This is a genomic window from Gordonia sp. AC31 (assembly GCF_031844505.1).
In the GTDB taxonomy this organism is placed as follows: domain Bacteria; phylum Actinomycetota; class Actinomycetes; order Mycobacteriales; family Mycobacteriaceae; genus Gordonia; species Gordonia hongkongensis.
Map to the genome: position 1 here is coordinate 92,497 of NZ_JAUZVK010000011.1, position 19,196 is coordinate 111,692.

Genomic DNA, 19,196 nt, shown 5'->3' on the forward strand with positions numbered 1-19,196 from the left:
TGGTCAGCTCTTCTGGGTCAGCTCTTCGTGGGACTCGAAGACGTAGTCGGCCATCGCGGGCAGATCGGCGATGACCCCGCGGTCGGCGACGAAGGCGAAGTGCAGATGGTCACGGTACTCGACCACGCTGATCGCCAGCGCACGCTGCGACACGAGGGTGGGAATCGAGAAGACCTGGCGCACCGGTGCGCCGAGGACGAAACGGTCCGGCACCGGCGACGTGCTCATCGCCACCGGCACGTTGTACGCACGGCTGTTCAGCGACCGGAACGCCCGAGAGCTGATCTCCGGGAACGGCACCACACCCAGTTCGGGGAAGAGCGGGCTGGGACCGAGAGTCATCCGGCGCGGCGACTGCGCATATCGGTCGGCCAGACCGGCCACCTGCGCCAGCCGAACGGCCGGATTGCTCTCCCCCACCGGCAGATCGGTGACGAAACTCGGTTTGCCGACCCCGATCCACCCGGGTTCCGGCTCGGCCGTGCGCTCGACACCCGGGTCCCGTGCTGACAGCGGCACGACGACCCGCACGGTGTCGGCAGGGACCTCGGCCGGATCGAACGACAGCATCCACTTGCGCATGACGCCGGAGATGATGGCCAGCTCGACGTCGTTGATGGTGCAACCGTGATGCTCGGCGACCTTTGCGCACCCCCGTCGCGGCAGTGCGACGGTGGTGAAGGACCGGGTGGTGGTGCCCGCGTTGTTCAACGGACTGCGCGGCGCCGAATCGGTCAGTTGCGACACCACGTCCCCCACGCGCCGCACGGTCGTGCCGACGGCGGACCGCATCTCGGACACGATTCCGTTGCCGTGGAGCACCGTGTCCACGAGGTCGCCCGGACGCGCGAGCGCCTCGGCGAGGGCACCGGCGACGAGATGGGTGCCGCCCGGCGGCCTGCCCGGCATCCACAACTCCTCCGGCAGCGGTTCCGCTGTCTCGGTGTCGTCGCAGATGACCTCGCTGATCTCCCGGCTGCCCGCATCATCGATGAGGCATCGGTGCGACTTGGTCAGGATCGCGAGTCGGCCGTCGGCGAGACCCTCGATGAGATACATCTCCCAGAGCGGTCGCGTGCGGTCGAGCGGCCGCGACATCACCCGGGCGACGAGTTCGTCGACGTCGACGGCTCCACCGGGCCGCGGCAGACCCGCGCGACGGATGTGGAAGTTGATGTCGAAGTCGGGGTCGTCGACCCAGACCGGGCGCGCGAGCCCGAGCGTCACCTCGCGGACGACCTGGCGATACCGCGGGATGAGTTGAAGGCGGTTCTCGACCAGCGACACCAGACCCGCGTAGTCGAGCGTCGACTGCCGGGACGCTCGCCTGGCGGCATCGGACGCTTCGGATCCGGTGTCGCCCGGTTCGGCGTTCTCCGAGGTCGCCTGCGCGGCCGCGGGATCGACGATCAGCAACGCCCCGAGGTGGGTCGTGGACCGCGAATCGTCGAGGAAGTAGTACATCGCGTCGCGGGGCGACAGACGGGTGACCACGACGCCGATCGTAACCGCCGACGCGGATTTCCGTGGTCTGCGCAGGAGCTACCCGTCAGCCGAACTCGAGGGCCACCAGCTGCCACCGGTATTCCACTCGACCCAACGATCGCCGGCCCGGGTCCGCGGCGCCACGGACCCGGATCGGCTTGCGCTCGATGCGGCCCGCGAACGCCCGGGTCCGCCCACCTCCCTCGTACGAGCCGAACACCTCTGCGGCGCTGGGATCGCACACCTGGACGTGTACGCGCCGCAGCACGTTCCCGGTCGACACCTGCGTCGCCATAGGCGTCGATACGGTCCCCGGCGTTCCGGTTCCGGTCGGCTCCGGAATCCGAAAGGCGTCATGCCGGACGAGGGCTGCGACCTGGTCGGCGATCGCCGGCGACACGACGTCGCCGAGGTGCGCGACCGAGCGACGCCGATCGACCACCTCGAACAGCAGCCGGGAAACCGCAACGGTGAAGCGGCGGGCCTCGGCCGCGGCGACCGCGGTCTTGCGCGCCGAAACGGCACCCGGAGCCGACCCCGGGAACGGCCGGATGGCCGTCGGAGTCGCAAGGCCGTGCGGTGCTGCCACCACCGGACCGGCGGGCTCGTACGGCGGCGCCGGACGAACCCGGACCCGCGGTGTCTGCTGCGACGGCCGCGATCCGTGCGGCCGCGACGTGCTCGTGGGTGCGAGTTCAGGACCCGCCAGGAGTGGACGCATGGGATTTGGACGCACGGGGCGGCGTCCCGGTTCCATCGAATCCGAGAAAACCGCCGACGGTCGGTCCCGGACATCTCGGGGACCGACCGTCGGCGGTCACTGCTGGTGGCGGCACCCGCTTGGGGCGCCGGTCAGCGGCGCTGCTTCTTGGACTTCGGCGGCTTCGGCCGGGACCCCTTGGTGGTGGCGCGGGCCGCGGCGCGGCGCTCGCGACGGCTGGCGGATTCCGCGGCGCCCGAGAGCTCCTCCTCCTCGGAGCGCACGACCGTACCGCCGCCCTCGCCAGGGCCCGAGTACGTGACCGCCGCGTCCGCCGACTGAGTCGGGGCCCGCAGGGCGGCCGGGGCCTGAGCACCGGAGTCGGCGGCCGGAGCGGGAGCGGGCACCGGTGCCGGGGCACCCGCGCCCACGGCCGCGCGCAGGTCGGCGGCACTCGGGAGCGGTTGCTCGGCCGCCGGTTGCTGTGTCTGCACCTGCGCGTTGAACAGGATGCTCAGCGTCTCTTCCTTCAAGCCCTCGAGCATGCCGTGGAACATGTCGAAGCCCTCGCGCTGGTACTCGACGACCGGGTCACGCTGGGCCATCGAACGCAGGTGGATGCCCTCGCGCAGGTAGTCCATCTCGTACAGGTGGTCGCGCCACTTGCGGTCGAGCACGCTCAGCAACACGCTCCGTTCGAGCTGTCGCATCGCGCCCTCGCCGGCGATCGCGTCGATCTGCTTCTCACGGGTGTCGTACGCGGCGCGCGCGTCGGCGACGAGCTTCTCGCGCAGCTCGTCGGCCGAGATGTCATCGCGCTCACCGTATTCGGACTCACCGACGACATCCTTCGGATCGAGCTCGATCGGGTACAGCGCACGCAGTGCGGTCCACAGCTCGTCGAGATCCCAGTCCTCGGCGTAACCCTCGGCGGTCGCACCGTCGACGTAGGCCCCGACGACGTCGTCGACCATCTGCTTGACCTGCTCGTGGTGATCCTCGCCCTCGAGGATGGTGCGGCGCTCGGCGTAGATGACCTTGCGCTGCTCGTTCATCACCTCGTCGTACTTGAGCACGTTCTTGCGCATCTCGAAGTTCTGCTGCTCGACCTGCGTCTGCGCGCTGCGGATCGCCTTGGTCACCATCTTCGCCTCGATGGGGACGTCGTCGGGCAGCCGGTTCATGATCGCCTCGAGCGCACCGCCGTTGAATCGACGCATGAGCTCGTCGGCGACCGACAGGTAGAACCGCGACTCACCCGGGTCGCCCTGGCGGCCGGAACGGCCGCGCAGCTGGTTGTCGATGCGGCGTGACTCGTGGCGTTCGGTGCCCAGCACGTACAGACCGCCGGCCGCGCGGACCTCCTCGGCCTCCTTCGCGGCGTCGGTGCGGGCGACCTCGATGGCCTCGTCCCACGCGGCCTCGTACTCGTCGGGGGTCTGCACCGGGTCGAGACCGGCCTTGCGCAGCCGGGTGTCGGCGATGATGTCGGGGTTGCCGCCGAGCACGACGTCGGTACCGCGACCGGCCATGTTGGTGGCCACGGTGACCGCGCCGAGCCGACCCGCCTCGGCGATGATCTGCGCTTCCTGCTCGTGGAACTTCGCGTTCAGGACGCTGTGCGGGATCTCGCGCTTCTTGAGCTGGCGGGAGAGGTATTCCGAACGCTCGACGCTGGTCGTACCGATCAGGACGGGTTGTCCCGTCGCATGACGCTCGGTGACGTCGTCGACGACCGCGGCGAACTTCGCCTCCTCGGTCTTGTAGATCAGGTCACCCTGGTCCTTGCGGATCATCGGCTTGTTGGTCGGGATCGGCAGCACCCCGAGCTTGTAGATCTGGTCGAACTCGGCGGCCTCGGTCTCGGCGGTACCGGTCATCCCGGACAGCTTCTCGTAGAGGCGGAAGTAGTTCTGCAGCGTGATCGTGGCGAGCGTTTGGTTCTCGGCCTTGATCTCGACGCCCTCTTTCGCCTCGATGGCCTGGTGCAGGCCCTCGTTGAAGCGACGCCCGTCGAGCACGCGGCCGGTGAACTCGTCGACGATCATGACGTTGCCGTTGCGGACGATGTAGTCCTTGTCGCGCTGGAACAGCTCCTTGACCTTGATCGCGTTGTTCAGGTAGCTGACCAGGGGCGAGTTGGCGGCCTCGTAGAGGTTGTCGATGCCGAGGCGGTCCTCGACGAACTCGACGCCGGCCTCGTGGACACCGACGGTCTTCTTCTTGATGTCGACCTCGTAGTGCACGTCGCGCTCGAGCAGCGGGGCGATCCGCGCGAACTCGGTGTACCACTTGCTCGACCCCTCGGCGGGGCCGGAGATGATCAACGGGGTACGGGCCTCGTCGACGAGGATCGAGTCGACCTCGTCGACGATCGCGTACGAGTGGCCGCGCTGGACGAGGTCCTCGAGCGAGTGCGCCATGTTGTCGCGCAGGTAGTCGAAGCCGAATTCGTTGTTCGTGCCGTAGGTGATGTCGGCGGCGTAGGCCTCGCGCCGCGCGGCCGAGCTCATGCCGGTGAGGATGACGGCGGTGTCGAGACCGAGGAACCGGTGCACTCGGCCCATCCACTCGGAGTCGCGCTTGGCCAGGTAGTCGTTGACGGTGACCACGTGCACGCCGTCGCCGGAGAGCGCGTTGAGGTAGGCCGGGAGCACACAGGTGAGCGTCTTGCCCTCACCGGTCTTCATCTCGGCGATGTTCCCGTAGTGCAGCGCCGCCCCGCCCATGATCTGCACGTGGAAGTGCTTCTGGTCGAGCACTCGCCACGCCGCCTCGCGGGCGACCGCGAAGGCCTCGGGCAGCAGCTCGTCGAGCGACGCCCCGTCGGCGATGCGCTCTTTGAACTCGTCTGTCTTGGCACGCAACTCGGCGTCGGTCAACGCCTCGACGTCATCGGACAGCGTCTCGACGTGCGATGCGATCGCATCGAGTCGCTTGACCATGCGGCCTTCGCCGACACGCAACAGCTTGTTCAGCACCGTGGATCGAGTCCCTCACCTGTAGAAAACACACGGAATCCGGCCCGCGCGAACGCACAGACCGGATCCCATGGTACCGAGGTGAGCTGAGCAGACCCTGATCGGATCGTCGGACATCGACCGGATGACCGCCTGCGGGGCCCGCTCGGGCGTCAGGTCAACCTGATGAGCCCGTAGTCGAAGGCGTGCCGGCGATAGACGACGGACGCCTTGTCGGTCTCCTTGTCGTGGAACAGGAAGAAGTCGTGGCCGACCAGTTCCATCTCGTAGAGCGCGTCGTCGACGGTCATCGGCACGGCCGTGTGCTCCTTCACGCGGACGATCTGACCGGGTGTGTATTCCTCCACGCCGTCGTCCCACTGTTCGGCGGAGTCGGCCGCCGTCGAGTTCGGATCACCGACGAAACCGTCCACGGAGAGCTGGTTGTCGCGGAGGGGCGGCGCACCGATCTCGGTGGCTTCGGCGACCGAGAGCGGCCGGCGGTTGCCGTGATGGACACGGCGGCGGTCCTTGACGCGGCGCAGCCGGGACTCGACCTTGTCGAGCGCGTGTTCGAGGGCGGCGTAGAAGTTCTCGCCGCAGGCCTGCGCCCGGACGATCGGCCCCTTGCCCGTCGCGGTGATCTCCACCTGTTGACAGACCTTGGACTGTCTCCGGTTGCGCTCGTGGTTCAGCTCGACGTCGAATCGGTAGATGGTCGGATCGAATCGCTCGAGACGAGCGAGTTTGTCGCCGACGTAGATGCGGTAGTGGTCGGGGATCTCGACGTTGCGGCCGCTGAACACGACCTTCGCGGTGGGTTCGGCCGGCTCGTCGGCGTCCACCGTTCCCGGTGGGCGGACGAAGGCGAATTCCGGATCGTAGGAATCGTTCTCGGTTGATCGGCGGTCGGGCGCGGGACCCTCCTCCACGGTCGGCCGTGGGTCGGCGGTCTTCGGTTCGCGCTGGCCTTTGCGGTGGATGACTGTGGACATTCAACTACCTCCTGAATTGTCCCGAAGCCGGTTGAATCGCCGTGATCTGTTGTCGCACGGGCGATTCGAACGGCACCGAGGATGTGTCCATGTCAGCTGACAGCTGACACTCAAAGACAGGGGCATCACCTCCCGGCAAAAGCGGTCGTGGCCGGCACACCTCGACGGCCTCCGGCAACCTGCTGTACCCCCGACCGTAGCCGCAAGTTCCGGTATCGGCCACGTTTTGCGGCGCGGCGTCGGCATGTCGGGACGAACGGGCACGAGATCCTCCCGCGAGCACCCGTGCCCCGGTTGTGCACACCCTCGCCCACCGCCCCGCACACCTGTGCGAGGTGCACTACCGTCGGCGCGTGACGTGGCGCCGGGAGGTCTTCGAGGCGGGAGCCGATCTGATGTTCCCGATGGTCTGCGGCGGGTGCGGTCGCCCAGGTACCCGGTGGTGCCGACGATGCGAGCGCGCGTTGTCCGACGCCCCCATCGCGGCCCACACTCGGGTCGCGCCCGGCGTCCCGGTCTGGGCGCTGGGCCGGTACCGCGGTCCGCATCGGCAGGCGATCATCGCGCTCAAGGAACACGACCGTCGCGATCTCGCCCAGCCCCTCGGCACCGCTCTCGCGCTCGGTGTCCGCGTGCTGGCCCGGTGGGGTGAGCTCCCCGACGCCGAACGGATGCTGCTGATCCCGGCACCGACCCGCCGGATGACGGCGCGGCGGCGCGGCGGGGACCCCGTCACGGCGGTGGCGGCGAACGCGGCGCCCGCACTGGGCCGACGGGTACGGGTCGCACCGCTGCTGGTGACGTCGGCGACGGCACGGGACTCCGCCGGACTCGACGCCCGGGCCCGCGCCCGGAATCTACGCGGCGCCGTCCGGCTGCGCTCCGGCGCCGTCCCGGCCCCCGGGGCGAGCGCGATCCTGGTCGACGACGTGCTGACGACCGGCGCGACCGTGACCGAATCGGTGCGCGTGCTCGCCGAGAACGGCGTCGACGTCGCGGCGGTCGTCGTGCTCGCAGCTGCCTGACGGTAGCGGCTCGGATTTCAGGGCAGGACCGGGATCGCGCCCTCGATCATCGCCGGCTCGACCTCGGTCCAGTACTGGTCGGGCTGGCCGTTGCTGCTGCCGAGTCGCAGCACACCGCGCTGATCGCCCACGTAGATCGTCGAGGCGTTGGCGACCACCGCCCGCACCGGCGGGGACACGTTGCCGCTCAGCAGGCCGACCGCCGGGGTGCCGTCGATCGACAGCTGCACGACCGGCGACTCGGGTGCCTCGCGCGCGATCATCAGCGTCGTCGGCGACGCCCAGTCCACCGAGACCGCCCGGTTGCCGATGTTGTAGGCCGCGATCCGCGGGCTGGTCAGCGACACCTGGCCCTCGGTGTTGGTCGACAGCACCGCGAAGACGATCTGTCCGCCGACCACCAGTGCGGTGCGCACACCGTCCGGGGCCACCTGCATCTCGGTGATCGCGCCTCGCGCGACCGTAGGAATCGCCGAAGCCTCGACGGGCACGGTGGCGGTGCCGTCGTCGTCGCGTTGCCATTGGATCGGTTTGCCGTCGACGACGACCCACACGGTGTTCTCGTCGGAGCCGAACGACGGCCGGGTGATCGACGACCCGCCGACGATCGGTCCGACGTCGCCGCCGTAGTCGCCGATCACCAGTTCGAGCCTGCGCTCTGGTCCGGACAGACTCCGGACCGCGGCCACCCGCGCCCCGTTGTCGGAGATGGTCGCCGACCGCAGATCGCGCGCCGACCCGAGCGGCCCCTGCACCGGCACGGTCGCGGTGTCGGTCACCGCTCGCAACGCGCCGCCCGTGACGATGTTGAGCCCGACATCGGTGGTGGGCACAGAGTTCGGATCGAAGGCCCGCACGTCGGTGGTCTGCCATCCGGAGGCGCGTTCGGCGGCCAGCGGCGCGCCGTCGGCGTCGATGACGTAGGGCCCGGATATGTCGGCGCCGTCGAGCGTCCAGATGATCTGCGCCGCCAGCAGGTTGCGATCCCGCGCGGGGGCGCTCCCGATGCCGTCGAGATCCACACGTACGCCGCCGCCGGCGAGGCCGACGACCGGACCCCGCAGTGCGGCTCCATTGGGGAAACCACTGTCGACTGCCGCCGCGAGGTCCGACGCGGGTCCCGCGACCAACCGGTTCACCAGCACGGTCGGGTCGGTCGCCTGTCCCGCGTAGAGCCAGCGAGGGTCGGGGACGAGCCGGCGCCCGGTGCGGTCGCTGTAGTACAGCGAGACCGGCCGGTAGGTGCTGTCGAACTGGTCCCGGTCGATCATCGTGCCGTTCGGCAGGGGCCCGTCGATGCGCCACTGGTCTCCCGAGCGGGTGAGGCTGATGCTGGTCTCGACCCGTCCCGAGGCCGGCAGCAGCTGACCGTCGGACTTGAGGGTCCCGACGTTGTCGCCGATGAGCCGCATCCGCACCGAGTCCTCGTTGCGCTGGTCGACGAAGGTGTTGATCTCGTCGACGATCAGCGCGTCGCCGCGGTCGTCCCACTGCTGCGAGGCGACCGAGGTCAGGAAGGCGCGCGCCGAGCGATGCGCCGAGTCGGGATCGACGGTGGACTTGAGGAAGGCCCGCACCAGGGCCTCGGGATCCATGTCGGCCTGGGGCACCGGGACGGCGTTGGTCGCGCCCTCCCGTTCGAACGATTTGATCGGCTGGGGAGACGAGTAGTTGGGGATCGCCCCGCACGCGCAGACCAGCAACAGCGTCGCGATGCCGAGCGCCAGCGCCAGGACGGCGCGGCCGGACCGGGATGCCCGCGTCATTCGGCACCCTCTCCCGGGCCCGCGGCGCGCCCACCCGTCCTGGGCGCGGATGTGCGCTGCAGGGTGCCCACCGATTTCAGCGGCAACGGCGAACCGAGGACCTTGTGCCCGCGCACGAGCGGCAACGTCAACCGGAAGCACGCGCCCTTGCCCGGTTCACCCCACGCCTCGAGGCGCCCCTGGTGCAGGCGGGCGTCCTCGATGCTGATGGCCAGGCCGAGGCCGGTACCGCCCGAACGCCGGAATCGCGACGGGTCGGATCGCCAGAACCGGTTGAACACCAGCTTCTCCTCCCCCGGCCGCAGTCCGATGCCCTGATCGCGCACGGTGATGGCCACCGCGTCACCATCCGAACGCATGGTGAGCGTCACCGGTTTCCGTTCGCCGTGATCGATGGCGTTGGCGAGCAGGTTCCGCAGGATGCGTTCGACGCGACGCGGATCGATCTCGGCCAGGACGGGTTCGGCCGGGAGATCGAGGACGAGCTCGGTGCCGGTCTCCTCCGCGAGGTGACCGACGGTGGCCAGGGCACCGTCGATCGGGATGGCCATGTCCATCCGCTCCGCGGCCAGTTCGGCCATGCCGGCGTCGTGACGCGAGATCTCTAGTAGCTCGTTGAGCAACGTCTCGAAGCGGTCGAGTTCCTTGTCCAGCAGTTCCACCGACCGCTTGCGGACCGGGTCGAGATCCTCGCGGCCCTCGTAGAGCACGTCGGAGGCCATCCGCACGGTGGTCAGCGGTGTGCGCAGTTCGTGGCTGACGTCGGAGGTGAACTGCCGCTGCAGTCCGCCGAACTCCTCGAGATGGGTGATCTGCTTGGACAGGCTCTCGGCCATGTCGTTGAAGGACATCGCGAGCCGGGCCATGTCGTCCTCACCGCGGACCGGCATTCGCTCCTTCAGTCGGCCGTCGGCGAACCGGACCGCGATCCGCGACGCCGACCGCACCGGGATGACGACCTGACGCGACACGAGCCACGCGATCGCGGCCAGCAGACCGAGTAGCACGATGCTGCCCGTCAGCAGCGTGCCGCGGACGAGGTCGAGCGTGTTCTGTTCCGCGGTCAGCGGGAACACGAGGTACAACTCGAGGCCGGGCACCGAGGCGTTCGTGGGACTGCCGACGATCAGCGCCGGCGCCCGACCCCCCGTCCCGTCGGGGACCTGGGTGTACTGGTAGGCCACCTGACCGCCGCGGACCATGTCCCGCAGGTTCGACGGCACCTCGGCCGTCGGCCCGACGCCGCTCGCGACCCCGTTGTCGGATCCGCCCGGTACCAGCAGGACGGTGTCGAAGGCACCGACGGCACCCGACGCCTGCCCGGTGTCGGCGTCCCGGTCGGTGAGCAGGGACCGCGTCTGACGCAAACGGTTCTGGACGGACATGTTGCCCGCGCCGCTCGACAGATCGCGCTCCACCGAGATGCGGGCGCGGTCGATCTCCTCGGTCGCCGCCGCCAGCTTGACGTCGAGCAACCGGTCGGTGATCTGGGTGACGAGGACGAAGCCGAGAATGAGGAGAACGACGACCGACAGCACCAACGTGGACACCACGACCCGCAACTGCAGCGAGCGCCGCCAGATGTGCCCGAAGGCACGTCCGACAGCGCCGGCGGCGCGGGTGAAGCGTCCGAGAGTGCTGTTGACCCGTCGTCGAGATCGACCGATCACGGCGGGCCGGCCTTGTAGCCGACCCCCCTCACCGTCAGGACGACCTCGGGATTTTCCGGGTCGGTTTCGACCTTGGCGCGTAACCGCTGGACATGCACGTTGACGAGTCTAGTGTCCGCCGGGTGCCGGTATCCCCACACCTGTTCGAGGAGGACGTCGCGGGTGAACACCTGACGGGGCTTGCGCGCGAGCGCGACCAGCAGGTCGAACTCGAGCGGGGTCAGCGAGATCGGCACACCGTCGCGGGTGACCTTGTGGGCGGGCACGTCGATCTCCACCGGGCCGATCGAGAGCAGCTCGGCCGGTTCCTCGTCGGTCCGGCGCAGGCGCGCACGCACCCGGGCGACCAGCTCCTTCGGCTTGAACGGTTTGACCATGTAGTCATCGGCGCCGGATTCCAGGCCCAGCACCACATCGACGGTGTCGGACTTCGCCGTCAGCATCACGATGGGCACACCCGAATCGGCACGCAGCACACGGCAGACGTCGATGCCGTTCATGCCGGGCAGCATCAGGTCGAGAAGCACCAGATCGGGACGGATCTCTCGGACCGCGGTCAGAGCCTGCGTGCCGTCGCCCACCACGAAGGGCTCGAAACCCTCGCCGCGCAACACGATCGTCAGCATCTCGGCGAGTGCGGCGTCGTCGTCGACGACGAGGATGCGGGGCTTCATGTTGTCAATGGTGACATCACCGTGATGAAACCGTGGTGATCGACGCGCCGGGACGGACGTTCTGACCCGTTTGGTTCCGTCCACCTAGACTCCCCGGCGTGGGTCAATTGATTGCCGTGGAAGGACTCGACGGCGCCGGCAAGAACACCTTGGTCACCGGTCTGATCGACCGATGGTCAGCGGCCGGACTCCGGGTCGCGACGTTCACCTTTCCCCGCTACGGCCGGTCGGCGACCGCCGACATCGCGGCCGAAGCGCTCCACGGTTCGCACGGTGACCTACGCGACAGCGTGTACGCGATGGCACTGCTGTTCGCGCTCGACCGGGCCGGAGCGGTCGAGGACATCCACGCCGCCACCGAGGCCCACGACATCGTGATCCTGGACCGCTATGTCGCGTCCAACGCCGCCTACAACGCCGCACGTCTGGAGCAGGGCGCCGGCGGTGAGATGGTGCGGTGGGTCGTCGACCTGGAGTTCGGCCGATTCGACATGCCGGTCCCCGATCGCCATGTCCTGCTCGGGGTGCCACCGGAGGTCGCGATGCAGCGTGCGGCGTCGCGCGCCGACCAGGACGCGGCGCGAGCCCGGGACGCCTACGAACGCGACGACGCCCTGCAGCGCCGGGTCGACGCCGTCTATCGCGAACTCGCGGGGGACGGCTGGATGTCGCCCTGGTACCTGTTCGACGGCGAGGATGTCGCGGGCCTGGCCGACGACCTCCGTACCGACCGAACAGCACCGACCGAATGACGCGTCCGATGACCTCGCGGCACCCTTTCGATAGCCTTGGACCACCGATTCTGAAGGGCGTTTCATGACCTATCAGCCACCGCCACCAGGTGGTGGACCGCCGCCGTACGGTCCGCCGGGCCCCGGTCGGCCGGGCCCGGGTCCTCAGGGTTCGGGCCCGCCGGGTCCCGGCAGGCAGGGCCCCGGTCAACAGGGTCCCGGTCAGCAGTACGGCCCGGGTCGGCAACCAGTGCCCGGTCCGCATCGCCCGGGGGGATACGGCCCTCCGCCCGCCCCGTACGGCCGCCCCCCGTTCGCCCCGGGACAGTACGGTCCCTCCGCGCCCGGGACTCCCGGCTTCGGAGGCCCGCCCGGCCCGCCGCCGCGTGGCAACACCGGGGTGATCGTCGCCTGGGTGCTCGGCGGCGTCGCGATCGTCGCGGTGATAGCCCTGGTGCTCACGGTGGTGGTGACCAGATCGTCGTCGGACGACACCGTGGTCGCCGGTTCGTCGAGCGCGACATCGGGCCCGACCTCCGCCTCCGACGACCCGTCGCCGAGTGAGAGCGGGTCGGAGCCGGGATCGACCGACTACACCGCCCTTTCCGAGATCCGGGCGGCGTTGCTCGCCTACATCACCGCCCGCAACGAGCGCGACGTCGCGCGCATGCGCGCCGCGGTGTGCACCCAGTCCCGAGACCGGATCACCGGCGTACCCCCTGCCGACGGCGGAGACATCGTTCTCGACGGCTTCCTCGACACGGTCTTCGACGGCGACGTCGCCCAGTCCGAGGTCGTGTCCCACCTCGAGAAGGGCACGGAGAGAACGGCATCGGAGAAGTCGAACGAGCGCTTCCTCAAGGAGGAGGGTTCGTGGATCTACTGCCCCGACGCCGAACCCGACATCGGAACCTGACTTCGGGAACCCGGCTTTCGAACCCCCGGTCATAGAAAAGGAGCCCCACCGAGGTGGGGCTCCTTTTCTATGCCGATCGATCAGTAGCGGTAGTGCTCGGGCTTGTACGGCCCCTCGACATCGACGTTGATGTACTCGGCCTGCTCCTTGGTGAGCTTGGTGAGCTTGCCGCCGAGCGCCTCCACGTGGATGCGGGCCACCTTCTCGTCGAGGTGCTTGGGCAGGCGGTAGACCTCGTTGTCGTACTCGTCGTTCTTCGTCCACAGTTCGATCTGGGCGATGACCTGGTTCGAGAAGCTGTTGCTCATGACGAACGAGGGGTGACCGGTCGCGTTCCCGAGGTTGAGCAGACGCCCCTCGGAGAGCACGATGATCGACTTGCCGTTCTCGAAGATCCACTGATCGACCTGCGGCTTGACGGTGATGCGCTTGGCACCCGACCTCTCGAGGCCGGCCATGTCGATCTCGTTGTCGAAGTGGCCGATGTTGCCCAGGATCGCCTGGTGCTTCATCGCCCGCATGTGCTCGAGGGTGATGATGCCGAGGTTGCCGGTCGACGTGATGACGATGTCGGCGTTGCCGATCGCGTCCTCGACGGTGACTACGTCGAAGCCGTCCATCAGCGCCTGCAGCGCGTTGATCGGGTCGATCTCGGTGACCTGGACGCGGGCGCCCTGCCCGGCGAGCGATTCGGCGCACCCCTTGCCCACGTCGCCGTACCCGCAGATCAGCACCTTCTTGCCGCCGATGAGGACATCGGTGCCGCGGTTGATGCCGTCGATCAGGGAGTGGCGGGTCCCGTACTTGTTGTCGAACTTCGACTTGGTGACCGAGTCGTTGACGTTGATCGCCGGGAATGCGAGGTCGCCGGCGGCGGCGAACTGGTACAGCCGCAGCACACCGGTGGTGGTCTCCTCGGTGACGCCCTGGACCGCCTCGGCGATCGCGGTCCACTTGCCCTTGTCCGTCTCGAACCGGTTGCGCAGCAGTTCGAGGAACACCTTGTACTCGGCGGGGTGATCGTCCTCCGCGGGCGGGACCACGCCGGCCTTCTCGAACTCGGCGCCGCGGAGCACCAGCATCGTGGCGTCGCCACCGTCGTCGAGGATCATGTTGGCCGGTTCACCGGGCCAGGTGAGCATCTCTTCGGCCGCCCACCAGTACTCCTCCAGGGTCTCGCCCTTCCAGGCGAAGACCGGCACACCCTTCGGCTCGTCCGGCGTGCCGTTGGGCCCGACGACGATCGCCGCCGCGGCGTGATCCTGGGTGGAGAAGATGTTGCACGACGCCCACCGGACCTCGGCGCCGAGCGCGGTGAGGGTCTCGATGAGGACCGCGGTCTGCACGGTCATGTGCAGCGAGCCGGAGATACGAGCTCCCTTGAGCGGCAGCACGTCCGCGTATTCGCGTCGAAGCGCCATGAGTCCGGGCATCTCGTGCTCGGCGAGCTCGATCTCCTTGCGGCCGAAGTCCGCGAGGGACAGGTCGGCCACCTTGTAGTCGATTCCGTTGCGGCTGTCGGCCTTCAGCTCGTCCTGAGCAGTCGTCACTTGATCCCCTTGTCGTTCGCGTCGGGCGCCCGTCGATGCAGGCGCGAATGCGTTCGATCCAGGCTAACCGAACGACCGGGCGGTTCCGAGGGGCAGGTGCTCCGAGCCTCAGGTGTCGCGCGAAGGGTGGGGCCGGGCCGCGCGGTCGGCGTCCTCCCGGACCAGGTCCGGATCCTCTGCCAAGTCCTCCACCTCGGGCCGACGGCGGAGGAACACGATGCTCGCGACGAGCCCACCCCACACGATGGTGATCGACACGATGAGCATGACGATGGCGATACCGCTCATCGGACGGTCTCCTTCGTGGACGGGCCGGAGGTGCGGCCGGTGTCGGCCAGCGGTGGCCACGGTAGGAAGTCCGGTTGATCCCGGCCCTTCCAGGACGGCAGGGTGAGCAGCACCGCAGCCACGACGACCAGCGCGATCGTGCCCCAGCCGAAGACGCCGAGGTACCACGTCGGGTATCCCTCGTATCCCTCGTCGACGACCGACCACACCTTCTGCACCAGCATGATCGTGAGGAAGATCGGCGCCACGACCCCGACGAGCGCCAGCCAGATCTTGCCGACCTTGAACGTCGAGACGGCGTTCAGGTGCTGGCGCAGCATGTCTCCGCGGCGGAGCACCCAGATGAGGATGACCGTCATCATGATCGCCGACGCGACGACGCCGACGTTGTTGGCGAACATGTCCACCGTGTCGAGGGCGATCAGGCCGGAGGTCGTGGAGAACAGGGCGATCGAGATCAGGCCACAGATACCGGAGACGCCGACCGCCGCCTTGGTGCGGCTGATGCCCCACTTGTCCTGGAGCGCACCGGACACACCGATCATCAGCGAGATGAGCGAGGTGAAGCCCGCGATCACGAGCGAGCCGAAGAACAGCGCCCCGAAGAACGCGGCGCCCGGCATCTCCGAGATGACGGCCGGGAAGGTGACGAAGGACAGGATCGGACCGGTCAGACCCTCGAGATCCGAGACGGCCACCTGTTGCTGGTAGGCCAGGAATCCAAGCGCCGAGAACACGCCGATGCCGGCGAGGATCTCGAACGAGGAGTTGGCGAACGCGACGACCAGACCCGAGCTGGTCATGTTGGCCCGGCGTCGCTGGAACGAGGCATACGCGATCATGATGCCGAACGCGATCGACAGCGAGAAGAAGATCTGGCTGTAGGCCGCGATCCAGACGTCGAGGTCCTTCAGAGCGGCCCACTGCGGGGTGAAGAGGGCGTTGAGCCCGTCGGCGGCGCCGGGCAGGGTGATTGCCCGGATCACCAGCCCGGTGAACCCGATGAACAGCAACGGGATGAACACGATGTTGACCTTCTCGATGCCGTTGGCGACACCGAGGGCCAGGACGGCCAGCACCGCGAGCCACACGATGACCAGGGGCAGTGCGACGCCGCCGACGACGGTCGTCGAGACACCCGGATCACCGACCTGGAGGTAGTCCTGGGTGAAGAAGGTCGCCGGGTCGTCGCCCCAGCTCTGGTTGAACGAGAAGAAGAAGTAGCTGGCGGCCCAGGCGATGACCGCCGCGTAGTAGACGCCGATGACGAACAGCAGACCGGTCTGGAACCAGCCCAGCGCCTCGACCGGCTTCTTGATGCGTCGGAACGACAGTGGTGCGGTGCCGCGGAAGCGGTGCCCGACCGCGTAGTCGAGGAACAGCACTGGAATGCCCGCGGTCAGCAGGGCGACCAGATACGGGATGAGGAACGCGCCGCCGCCGCTCTCGTACGCGACGCCCGGGAAGCGCCAGATGTTGCCGAGGCCCACTGCGGAACCGATTGCGGCGAAGATGAAGCCGGAGTTCCGGGTGAACTGCTCCCGACCACCTCCGACGGTCTTGGCAGATGCCACCGCTTACCTCCTCGTCGAGATCTGCGCCCTCGGGGTACGGGTGCCGCGAGGTCTGTAGACGTCGACGCTATCGCACGAAGCGGGACTCCCGCGGGCGTTGGCAGACGGCGCGCCCGAACGCGAACGGGGACCCCCGGCGCACGGCCGTGGGTCCCCGTCCTGACGTCGGGCTACGAGTCGGTCGGCGGTCAGACGAGACCGCGGAAACCCGTTCCGATCGCTGCGTCGGTGTCCTGCATGACACGGCTGGCGTTGCTCACACCCTGCTCCAGCGCGGTCAGCGAGTCACGGGACTGGGTGAAGATCCGATCGAAGGCGCCCTGCGCGTCGACGTAGGCAGCCTTGGCCTGCTGGGAGTTCCAGTTCCCGTCGAGGGCGGCGACCTGCGCCTTGAGCTGCGAGTTCAGGTCCTCGAGCCGGGTGAAGGCAGCCCGGAGGCCGCCGCTGAGATCGCCGAGAGCGGCGAAGTCGTAATTGATCGAGCCGTTCATGGTGGGTTCCTTTCGCAGAACGTGAGGTTCGGGATGCGGACCGGTGTCAGACGCTGGTGTTGAGTCCGCGCGCGGCAGCCGCGTCCTGGTCCTCGTAACCGGCGAAGCCGTTGGTGAGCTGGGTCTTGATCTGCTCCAGCAGCTGGTTCATGGTCAGCGCGGCCTTGTTCCAGTCGGTGTGCGTGCCGTCGAACGCGACACCGGCCGAGCCCTGCCACGTGGGTGTGGCGTTTCCGGCGTGCTGGGCGATCTGGTTGATGACGGCCTTCATGTCCTCGACGAGACTGCCGACCTTGGCTGCGGTGGCCTGTCCGTCCGCGACGTTCACGGTGACGCCGGCGCCGCCGCCTGCTCCGGGCAAGTTCAGCATGAGTGCTCCTCCTGTGTAACGGCACCGTTTGGCGATGCCCCCGTTGGTATCCGTGACACAGATACCCCTGACAGTTGATTCCCGCGGCGGTCTGTTCCGCGGAATCCCCCGATGCGGATCATGGCATCCATTCCCCGTCGGGCAGGGTCTCTATCAACAGGCTGACCGCCTGTGCGATTCGATGACCCGTTCCCGGCGAGAAGGTGGTCCACACCCGACCGTCCGGGGACTTGCTGGGACTGGACACGATTCGACCCCGTTCGGTGTCGAAAATCGCGACAGCTCCAGAAGATTGAGCGAATCGTCCGTCCTCGTTCATCGAGGCGACGACCTCGGTGCGGGTCCGGCACGACGCGAACCCTGCCGAGACGACGACGGCATCGGCCGGTGCGGCGCCGAGCGCGTGCAGGGCGTCGGTCGTCTCGGTGCCGGCCCGACAACGGCCGAGCCGGTCGACGACCTCGTCGGACGGAGCCGAGAAGGCCGTGAATTCAGCCGGCTCCGCGGCGGATTCGAGAGCGTCGAACTGAGCCCGCACCACCGCGGCGAGGGCCTCGACGTCGGCGACATCGACGACCGTGACGTCGACGCGACGGCCCGTCCGCGTCACGAGTACGTGGTCGTGGCCGTTGCGCGCCACACAGATTCGGCGAACCGCGTCGTCAGTGTAGGAGCGGATCTCGATCTCGCGCTGCGGTTGCGCCAGCACCCGTAGCACCGTCGACGCCCACGGTGTGGGCTCACCGTGCTCGACGAGTTCGAGCGCCGCGATCACCGCGTCGGGGTCGGCTTGGGTGACGTTGGCGGAGTCATTCCCGGTGTCGGACTCCGCGGCAACGTTCCCGAGGTCGAGGACGACCGGCCAGGTCTGGACTCCGAAACGTTCGCCGAGCCGGCACAGGACTGCGGCATCGAACGTCATCCCGGCGTCGTGCACGATCGGCATCATCGGCGTTCACCCGGGTTGCCGAGCATCAGCGTCTCCGATAGGTAGCGCGGATCGACGTCGGGCATTCCGTGCCCGTCTGGCGCCGAGACATAATGCGCAGCAGGACGATCCGACGTGGCCAGCTCGGCCCAGGTCGTCTGTTCCGTGGATTCGGTCGCCACCGAGGGCGGAGGGTCGGACGAGTCCAGTTCGGCGGCGTCGGCGCCGACGGTGCGGACGACCGAACCGCGGTCCGCCGTTGCGACACCCGGGGCCACCGGCGGCGGTACGCCGGGGCCGGTCACGGGGGCCGACGCCCCCGGAGCGCCGCCGGACGTCGTGGCGGCGACCTGCGATGGTCCGCTCGCGACGATCGTCGGTGCGTACTTCAGCTTCTCGGGCGGCGGCAGGAACACTCCCCCGATGCCCGCGGGCATCGCCGCACCCAGAGGCGCGGCCGGCGCCGGGGTCGGAGGTGGCGCGGCCGCGCGGGCCGCCGCCGCCCGCTCGGCGGCGAGCGCGTCACCGGACACGAGCCCCGGTGCGGGTTTCGCCGATTCCCACGGCGCGGCAACGGGTTCGGTGGCATTCTCGTACGTCTGCATCACACGGGCAGCCCGCATTCGCTGGTGCGCGACCGCACGCTCGGCCTGGGCGGCCGCACCGGCGATGATCGGTGCGACCGCGGTGGCGGTGGTTGCGATCTCGTGCAGTTTCTCGACGACGTCGACCTCGGCGAGGTCGGGCATGTTCAACCGCGCGACCGTGATCGCCGCGGCCTGGGCTTCGGCGCGTGTGGCATTCTCGGCCGCCTCGGTCGCGACTTCGGCGAACCACGGGGCCAGCCGGGTCAGCTTCTCGAAAGCCGCACTGGTGTGGGCGGACTGCCAATGCGCCCCCAGGCGTGCCAGCACGGCGGCGTATTCGACACCGGCTTCCCCGACCTCCGCGGCAAGAGCGGCCCAGGCCAGGCCCGCTTCCGCCAGCGGCGCGGGCCCGGGACCGGCGCCGAGGTCGGCGGCGAGCTGTTCGGTCGGACGGGTGTCCCAGTTGACTCCGGTGAAGCCGATCAC

At 68.7% G+C, this 19,196-nt stretch carries 17 protein-coding genes; 3 read left to right on the forward strand and 14 right to left on the reverse strand.

Annotated elements, in window-relative coordinates:
• Nucleotides 1-3 precede the first annotated feature (3 nt).
• The 4 genes from Q9R39_RS14690 to hpf all read right to left on the reverse strand — a co-directional run bounded on the left by Q9R39_RS14690 (nucleotide 4) and on the right by hpf (nucleotide 6,140).
• Nucleotides 4-1,494 carry a wax ester/triacylglycerol synthase domain-containing protein gene (locus Q9R39_RS14690; protein ID WP_065631847.1) on the reverse strand — a complete coding sequence of 497 codons (1,491 nt, stop codon included), beginning with the start codon at nucleotides 1,492-1,494 and terminating at the stop codon, nucleotides 4-6.
• Between the two features lie 55 nt (nucleotides 1,495-1,549).
• Nucleotides 1,550-2,074 carry an Rv3235 family protein gene (locus Q9R39_RS14695; protein WP_311277682.1) on the reverse strand — a complete coding sequence of 175 codons (525 nt, stop codon included), beginning with the start codon at nucleotides 2,072-2,074 and terminating at the stop codon, nucleotides 1,550-1,552.
• A 263-nt stretch (nucleotides 2,075-2,337) separates the two neighbouring features.
• Complete coding sequence (secA, locus tag Q9R39_RS14700) at nucleotides 2,338-5,166, reverse strand: preprotein translocase subunit SecA (protein WP_247449903.1); 2,829 nt, start codon at nucleotides 5,164-5,166, stop codon at nucleotides 2,338-2,340.
• 152 nt (nucleotides 5,167-5,318) lie between these two features.
• Nucleotides 5,319-6,140, reverse strand: coding sequence for a ribosome hibernation-promoting factor, HPF/YfiA family (gene hpf, locus Q9R39_RS14705; RefSeq protein WP_058251942.1), 822 nt, complete (start codon nucleotides 6,138-6,140; stop codon nucleotides 5,319-5,321).
• Between the two features lie 395 nt (nucleotides 6,141-6,535).
• Here hpf and Q9R39_RS14710 point away from each other — a divergent pair, with 395 nt between their 5' ends.
• Entirely contained in the window at nucleotides 6,536-7,165 is a 630-nt protein-coding gene (locus Q9R39_RS14710; protein ID WP_265968315.1) for a ComF family protein, read from the forward strand.
• Nucleotides 7,166-7,182: 17 nt separating this feature from the next.
• Here Q9R39_RS14710 and lpqB read toward each other — a convergent pair whose 3' ends face one another.
• Genes lpqB through mtrA form a run of 3 tightly spaced genes read right to left on the reverse strand, consistent with a single transcriptional unit; the run spans nucleotide 7,183 to nucleotide 11,284 of the window.
• Entirely contained in the window at nucleotides 7,183-8,931 is a 1,749-nt protein-coding gene (gene lpqB / locus Q9R39_RS14715) for an MtrAB system accessory lipoprotein LpqB (protein ID WP_265968117.1), read from the reverse strand.
• Nucleotides 8,928-10,601: an MtrAB system histidine kinase MtrB gene (gene mtrB / locus Q9R39_RS14720; RefSeq protein ID WP_311277683.1), complete on the reverse strand. Its 1,674-nt coding sequence runs from the start codon at nucleotides 10,599-10,601 to the stop codon at nucleotides 8,928-8,930. The genes lpqB and mtrB overlap by 4 nt, the downstream gene beginning before the upstream one ends.
• Nucleotides 10,598-11,284, reverse strand: coding sequence for an MtrAB system response regulator MtrA (gene mtrA, locus Q9R39_RS14725; RefSeq protein WP_091344371.1), 687 nt, complete (start codon nucleotides 11,282-11,284; stop codon nucleotides 10,598-10,600). The genes mtrB and mtrA overlap by 4 nt, the downstream gene beginning before the upstream one ends.
• An 89-nt stretch (nucleotides 11,285-11,373) precedes the next feature.
• On the opposite strand from mtrA, the gene Q9R39_RS14730 reads away from it, so the two are divergent.
• Together Q9R39_RS14730 and Q9R39_RS14735 are read left to right on the forward strand one after the other, a co-directional pair.
• The gene (locus Q9R39_RS14730; RefSeq protein ID WP_311277684.1) at nucleotides 11,374-12,027 is read left to right on the forward strand and encodes a dTMP kinase; all 654 of its coding nucleotides are present in this window, start codon (nucleotides 11,374-11,376) and stop codon (nucleotides 12,025-12,027) included.
• Nucleotides 12,028-12,406: 379 nt separating this feature from the next.
• The gene (locus Q9R39_RS14735; RefSeq protein WP_137811466.1) at nucleotides 12,407-12,922 is read left to right on the forward strand and encodes a hypothetical protein; all 516 of its coding nucleotides are present in this window, start codon (nucleotides 12,407-12,409) and stop codon (nucleotides 12,920-12,922) included.
• Nucleotides 12,923-13,002: 80 nt separating this feature from the next.
• On the opposite strand, the gene ahcY is transcribed toward Q9R39_RS14735, so the two are convergent.
• The 7 genes from ahcY to Q9R39_RS14770 form a co-directional block, all read right to left on the reverse strand.
• The gene (gene ahcY / locus Q9R39_RS14740) at nucleotides 13,003-14,472 is read right to left on the reverse strand and encodes an adenosylhomocysteinase (RefSeq protein ID WP_311277685.1); all 1,470 of its coding nucleotides are present in this window, start codon (nucleotides 14,470-14,472) and stop codon (nucleotides 13,003-13,005) included.
• Nucleotides 14,473-14,580: 108 nt separating this feature from the next.
• Nucleotides 14,581-14,760, reverse strand: coding sequence for a methionine/alanine import family NSS transporter small subunit (locus Q9R39_RS14745; protein ID WP_058251948.1), 180 nt, complete (start codon nucleotides 14,758-14,760; stop codon nucleotides 14,581-14,583).
• Entirely contained in the window at nucleotides 14,757-16,334 is a 1,578-nt protein-coding gene (locus Q9R39_RS14750) for a sodium-dependent transporter (RefSeq protein ID WP_311277686.1), read from the reverse strand. Before Q9R39_RS14750 ends, Q9R39_RS14745 begins: the two co-directional genes overlap by 4 nt.
• Nucleotides 16,335-16,522: 188 nt before the next feature.
• The gene (locus tag Q9R39_RS14755; RefSeq protein ID WP_058251950.1) at nucleotides 16,523-16,825 is read right to left on the reverse strand and encodes a WXG100 family type VII secretion target; all 303 of its coding nucleotides are present in this window, start codon (nucleotides 16,823-16,825) and stop codon (nucleotides 16,523-16,525) included.
• Between the two features lie 46 nt (nucleotides 16,826-16,871).
• Nucleotides 16,872-17,195: a WXG100 family type VII secretion target gene (locus tag Q9R39_RS14760; RefSeq protein ID WP_014927790.1), complete on the reverse strand. Its 324-nt coding sequence runs from the start codon at nucleotides 17,193-17,195 to the stop codon at nucleotides 16,872-16,874.
• 118 nt (nucleotides 17,196-17,313) lie between these two features.
• A complete protein-coding gene (locus Q9R39_RS14765) occupies nucleotides 17,314-18,144 on the reverse strand; it encodes an ESX secretion-associated protein EspG (protein ID WP_311277687.1) in 831 nt (276 codons plus the stop codon).
• Nucleotides 18,141-19,196, reverse strand: a complete 1,056-nt coding sequence (locus Q9R39_RS14770; RefSeq protein WP_058251952.1) for a PPE domain-containing protein — start codon at nucleotides 19,194-19,196, stop codon at nucleotides 18,141-18,143. The genes Q9R39_RS14765 and Q9R39_RS14770 overlap by 4 nt, the downstream gene beginning before the upstream one ends.

Excerpts from the sequence above, each read along its gene's own strand:
- hpf (WP_058251942.1), bottom strand. The coding sequence starts at position 6,140 with ATGTCCACAGTCATCCACCGCAAAGGCCAGCGCGAACCGAAGACCGCC.
- Q9R39_RS14745 (WP_058251948.1), bottom strand. The coding sequence starts at position 14,760 with ATGAGCGGTATCGCCATCGTCATGCTCATCGTGTCGATCACCATCGTG.
- Q9R39_RS14765 (WP_311277687.1), bottom strand. The coding sequence starts at position 18,144 with ATGATGCCGATCGTGCACGACGCCGGGATGACGTTCGATGCCGCAGTC.
- Q9R39_RS14755 (WP_058251950.1), bottom strand. The coding sequence starts at position 16,825 with ATGAACGGCTCGATCAATTACGACTTCGCCGCTCTCGGCGATCTCAGC.
- lpqB (WP_265968117.1), bottom strand. The coding sequence starts at position 8,931 with ATGACGCGGGCATCCCGGTCCGGCCGCGCCGTCCTGGCGCTGGCGCTC.
- Q9R39_RS14710 (WP_265968315.1), top strand. The coding sequence starts at position 6,536 with ATGTTCCCGATGGTCTGCGGCGGGTGCGGTCGCCCAGGTACCCGGTGG.
- Q9R39_RS14760 (WP_014927790.1), bottom strand. The coding sequence starts at position 17,195 with ATGCTGAACTTGCCCGGAGCAGGCGGCGGCGCCGGCGTCACCGTGAAC.